This window comes from Robertmurraya sp. (genome assembly GCF_036676585.1).
Lineage (GTDB): Bacteria > Bacillota > Bacilli > Bacillales > Cytobacillaceae > Robertmurraya_A.
On the sequence record NZ_JAKFCQ010000181.1, the window covers coordinates 1 to 4997 of the forward strand.

At 41.7% G+C, this 4997-nt stretch carries 3 protein-coding genes; 2 read left to right on the forward strand and 1 reads right to left on the reverse strand.

Annotation, left to right across the window (positions count from 1 at the left end):
• Nucleotides 1-1134, reverse strand: a 1134-nt coding sequence (cls, locus tag ACGLXV_RS22475) for a cardiolipin synthase (protein WP_391560381.1), incomplete at its 3' end; no start/stop codon positions are given.
• A 231-nt stretch (nt 1135-1365) separates the two neighbouring features.
• Between cls and ACGLXV_RS22480 the strand changes: the two genes are divergently transcribed.
• On the forward strand, nt 1366-3474 hold the full coding sequence (locus ACGLXV_RS22480; protein ID WP_391560383.1) for a (Fe-S)-binding protein: 2109 nt from the start codon (nt 1366-1368) through the stop codon (nt 3472-3474).
• A gap of 233 nt (nt 3475-3707) precedes the next feature.
• Nucleotides 3708-4895 carry an acetyl-CoA C-acetyltransferase gene (locus tag ACGLXV_RS22485; protein WP_391560382.1) on the forward strand — a complete coding sequence of 396 codons (1188 nt, stop codon included), beginning with the start codon at nt 3708-3710 and terminating at the stop codon, nt 4893-4895.
• Nucleotides 4896-4997 lie beyond the last annotated feature (102 nt).

Here is a 4997-nt window from a genome sequence, read left to right on the forward strand (position 1 = left end):
GTCATGAAGGGATATTTTAATCCCATCTTTTACATCCGTTTCATATATGTTTTTCATATGTGAGATGATGTCTAAATCGAACAAGTAGCAGTTAATTTCATGATTCAAAAAGAAGCTTCTTTTGTCAAAGTTGGCTGTGCCAGAATCACAAATTCGATCATCAATGATGAGAATTTTTGCATGGTAAAAGCCTTTGACATAATCATAGACATTGGCCCCTCTAGAAATAAGCGTGCGCAAATAGGGGAAAGAGGCTTCTTTCACAAAAGGGTGATCAGGAGTTTGGGGAACAAGGATGGTCACTTTCACACCGCGATCCAATGCATCCAACAAATCTTGAAAAATGCGTTTGCTAGGAATGAAATAAGGAGAACCAATGTTGATCGATGTTTCAGCCCCTCGTATCATCCCGGAGAAGGTTTCTTCGAGATAAAACCCTTCTGAAGGAATTAATTGGTGACGAATCGGGCCTGATACTGGGTCAGGAAAATAAGTGGGAGTTTTGAGAAGATGTTCCTGTGTTTCCTCTTCCCAGTCCTTAAGAAACTCACGTTGGAGATCATGAACCCCTTCACCCATAATTTTTAAATGATAATCACGCCAAGGGTTCAGCTTTGGATCCTCGTTTAAGTACTCCTTTCCGACATTAAATCCTCCAATATAGCCAAGTCGCCCATCAATGACCGTAATTTTTCGGTGATTTCGAACCTGTAAACGGTAAAAGAAAAAGGGGAATTTCGGTTTATGACTATACGCAAAATGAATGCCAGCTTGTTTCAGTTCATGCACAATCCGACGTGGAACTCTAAAGCTTCCTGCCCAATCGAGAAGAAGTCTAACTTCCACTCCTTCTAATGCTTTGTTTTTCAAAATCTGCAGAAACCTACGGCCATAAGGATCATCTTTTAATATATAAAAAAGAACATGAATATGCTCGTTTGCATGTTCTATTTCAGAAAATAAGTCCAAGAAGAGGGCATCTCCTCTTGTAAATACATCAATATGACTTTGCCTCATCGGATAACTTTTTCTATAAATAGAAGATAAATGTTGTCTTCTGCCGAGTATAAAGTCGACATACAATAACAATAGGATGAGTACTAAAGAAAGCAGGATGAAACCGATAACCTTCATCAAATTCTCTCCCTTCAGAGAATATCCCATTAGTTCGGGAGTGATCGTACGTTGTAGTATCTCCTGTTCGTGTTCTTTCTATGAAGACAGAAAGTTGCGATAAAAAAATGTTGACTGAATGCTCATTCATTATATAATAAGGGTAGATACAATTCAGAAAATTACACATTTTCACGCAAAACCTGTGCTGCTTGAAGGGGAGTTCGAGTGAGCCAGAAAGGGGTAGAAAAGATGAATGCCATGCTTTGGATCAACTTGATTGCTTTTATAATTGTAACCGCTTACGCAGTTAGTCTATTTGTTTATGTCGTCAAAACGAGAATCGAGTACATAAAGCTCGGGAAGAAGGTTGAGTTTGATTCTCGAGTAAAGGAAAGACTCGATAAGATTTGGGTCAATGTATTCGGGCAAAAAAAGCTGTTAAAGGATAAGAAAAGCGGAATTATTCATGTGATGTTTTTTTACGGATTTATCCTTGTTCAATTTGGGGCAATCGACTTTATTATTAAAGGCCTTGTACCAGGTGCGCACTTGCCACTAGGGCCTCTGTATCCAGGATTCACTTTTTTTCAAGAAATCGTCACTTTAATGATTTTAGTTGCTGTTTTTTGGGCGTTTCATCGTCGATATGTAGAAAAATTGGTTCGATTGAAACGGAATTTCAAATCGGGACTCGTGTTAATTTTTATCGGTGGATTAATGCTTTCTGTACTTGTTGGAAATGGAATGAGTCTCATCTGGCATGCTCATGAAGCCTCATGGACAGAGCCTATTGCCTCATTAGTGAGCGTGGCTTTTTCGTGGGTAGGAGAAACAGGTTCCATCGCAATTTTTTATGTGGCTTGGTGGATTCATCTTTTGTTCCTGCTAGCATTCCTTGTGTATGTTCCACAGTCCAAGCATGCGCATTTAATTGCAGGTCCAGCCAATGTGTATTTTAATCGCTTAGAAAAGCCAGGAAAATTAACAAAGATCGATTTTGAAGACGAAACACAAGAGACATTCGGTGTGGGCAAAATTGAAGATTTCACTCAGCATCAGCTCATCGACTTATACGCGTGTGTAGAATGTGGGCGTTGTACGAGTATGTGTCCAGCAACAGGGACAGGAAAGATGCTGTCGCCGATGGACTTAATCTTAAAAATGCGCGATCACTTAACGAATCACGGTGCAGCCATTACGCAAAAGCAGCCATGGGTTCCAACCTTTGCTTTTTCAAATACAAAAGGAAATCAAATTGCATTAGCAGCTGCTGGAAAAGGGGTTCAGGAGTCTGCGGCAAGTCTAGCTTACAGTCCAAGCTTGATCGGAGATGTTATTACAGAGGAGGAAATTTGGGCTTGTACCACTTGCCGAAATTGTGAAGATCAATGTCCGGTTATGAATGAGCATGTCGATAAAATTATCGACCTTCGTCGTTATCTTGTTCTAACAGAAGGAAAAATGGATGCCGATGCACAAAGAGCGATGCAAAACATCGAACGTCAAGGAAACCCTTGGGGACTGAACCGCAAAGAGCGTGAGAACTGGCGGGATGAGAGAACTGACGTGGTCATTCCAACGGTAAAAGAAATGAAAAAGTCTGGTCAAGAGTTTGAGTATTTGTTCTGGGTCGGTTCCATGGGCTCTTATGACAACCGCAGTCAAAAAATTGCTTTGTCCTTTGCGAAGCTTTTAAATGAAGCGGGAGTGAAGTTTGCGATTTTAGGAAGCAAGGAAAAGAACTCGGGTGACACCGCAAGACGTTTAGGAAATGAGTTTGTGTTCCAAGAGCTTGCAACGAAAAATATTGAAGAGTTTGAGAAGAATGAAGTAAAGAAAATCGTGACGATTGATCCTCATGCGTATAATACATTCAAAAATGAATACCCTGATTTTGGATTAAAAGCCGAAGTGTACCATCATACCGAGCTGCTTGCTGAGCTTGTGAGGGATGGAAGATTAAAGCCGAAGTTAGAAGTGAACGAAACGATCACCTTCCACGATTCTTGTTATTTAGGACGCTACAATGAAGTGTACGATGCACCACGCGATATATTAAAAGCGATTCCGGGCGTCACACTCGTAGAAATGACTCGTAACAGAGACACGGGAATGTGTTGTGGAGCTGGTGGTGGCCTTATGTGGATGGAAGAAGAAAAGGGCCAACGTATTAATGTAGCAAGAACTGAGCAAGCATTAGCTGTTAAACCGTCTGTTATTTCATCTGGCTGTCCGTATTGCTTAACAATGCTTTCAGATGGAACAAAGGCAAAGGAAGTTGAAGAAACGGTATCAACCTATGACGTGGCAGAGCTTTTAGAAAAAGCTGTCATCGGAGAGGCAAAAATCGTGTCATAAATCGGATAGAAATAATTTGCATGATTTTTGTGTAAATTATTTCTATTCTAACTATTTTGATAGTAAAATAGAAGAAGGGAATAAAGCGCTTACAAATTATATTTACTTCAAAGGAGAAATTCAAATTCTCCTTTTTTCCACGACACATACTGAGCGAGCGTTCAGTCACATCACAGAATCAATCACACTAGAAAAAAATCCAAACAAATGAATACGAAAAAGGGGAGAGTAACATGGGGAAAACAGTTATTTTAAGCGGAGTTCGTACACCTTTTGGAAAAATGGGAGGAAGCTTAAGTTCATTTACAGCATCTGATTTAGGGGGAATGGTGATCAAGGAAGCACTTGGTCGCGCAGGTGTGGAAGCAGATAAAGTGGATGAAGTGATTTTTGGAACGGTTCTGCAAGGGGGGCAGGGTCAGATTCCATCACGACAAGCCGCTCAAAAAGCTGGACTTCCATGGAATGTAAAAACGGAAACGATCAATAAGGTTTGTGCTTCTGGAATGCGAAGTGTGACGTTAGGAGATCAAATCATCCGTTTAGGAGACGAAGAAGTTATCGTTGCCGGAGGAATGGAGTCGATGAGTAACGCTCCTTATTTTCTTCCTAAAGCTCGTTGGGGATTACGTATGGGTGATTCTTCGGTAAAGGATTTAATGGTATATGACGGACTAACTTGTACGTTTACAGGTGTTCACATGGGAACATACGGAAATGGTGTGGCAAAGGAAATGGAGCTTTCGCGTGAGGAGCAGGATCAATGGGCACTTAGAAGCCATCAGCGTACCGTTCAAGCAATGGAATCCGGTGTCTTAGCCGAAGAAATTGTAGCGGTTCAAGTTCCACAGCGAAAAGGTGAACCACTTGTGGTGGCGACTGATGAGTCACCGAGAAAAGATACTAGCTTTGAAAAGTTGGCTAAGCTTGCGCCGGTGTTTAACTCAGACGGAACGATCACAGCAGGGAACGCACCTGGAGTGAATGATGGAGCTGCCGCATTGGTATTGATGAGTGAAGAACGAGCAGCTCGTGAAGGAAGAACACCAGAAGCGTATATTATCGGGCAGGCAGCTGTTGCGGTAGAAGCGAAGGATTTCCCTAAAACGCCGGGAATTGTGATCAACGAATTGTTGAAGAAAACGGGCAAATCAGTCGAGGAAATTGATCTATTCGAAATTAATGAAGCGTTTGCGGCTGTTGCCTTGGCAAGTGCAGAAATCGCTGGACTTGATCATGAAAAGGTCAATGTGAATGGTGGAGCGGTAGCGATTGGTCACCCGATCGGTGCCAGTGGAGCAAGAATCATCATTACATTAATGCATGAGTTAAAAAGACGCGGCGGTGGAATTGGTGTAGCAGCGATTTGCTCAGGTGGAGGGCAAGGAGATGCGATTATGATTGAGGTGCCAAAGCAGTAGTCTTTCCTGGGGGGATTTCCGACAGTCTTGTACGGAATGTCCCCTTTTTTAAGAACTTTTAATGTAGAGAAGGGGGATAAGATGGAAATCAAAAAGGTAATG

Bases quoted from the DNA above. Each gene is read 5' to 3' on its own strand.
- ACGLXV_RS22480 (WP_391560383.1), top strand. From the start codon at position 1,366: ATGAATGCCATGCTTTGGATCAACTTGATTGCTTTTATAATTGTAACC.
- ACGLXV_RS22485 (WP_391560382.1), top strand. From the start codon at position 3,708: ATGGGGAAAACAGTTATTTTAAGCGGAGTTCGTACACCTTTTGGAAAA.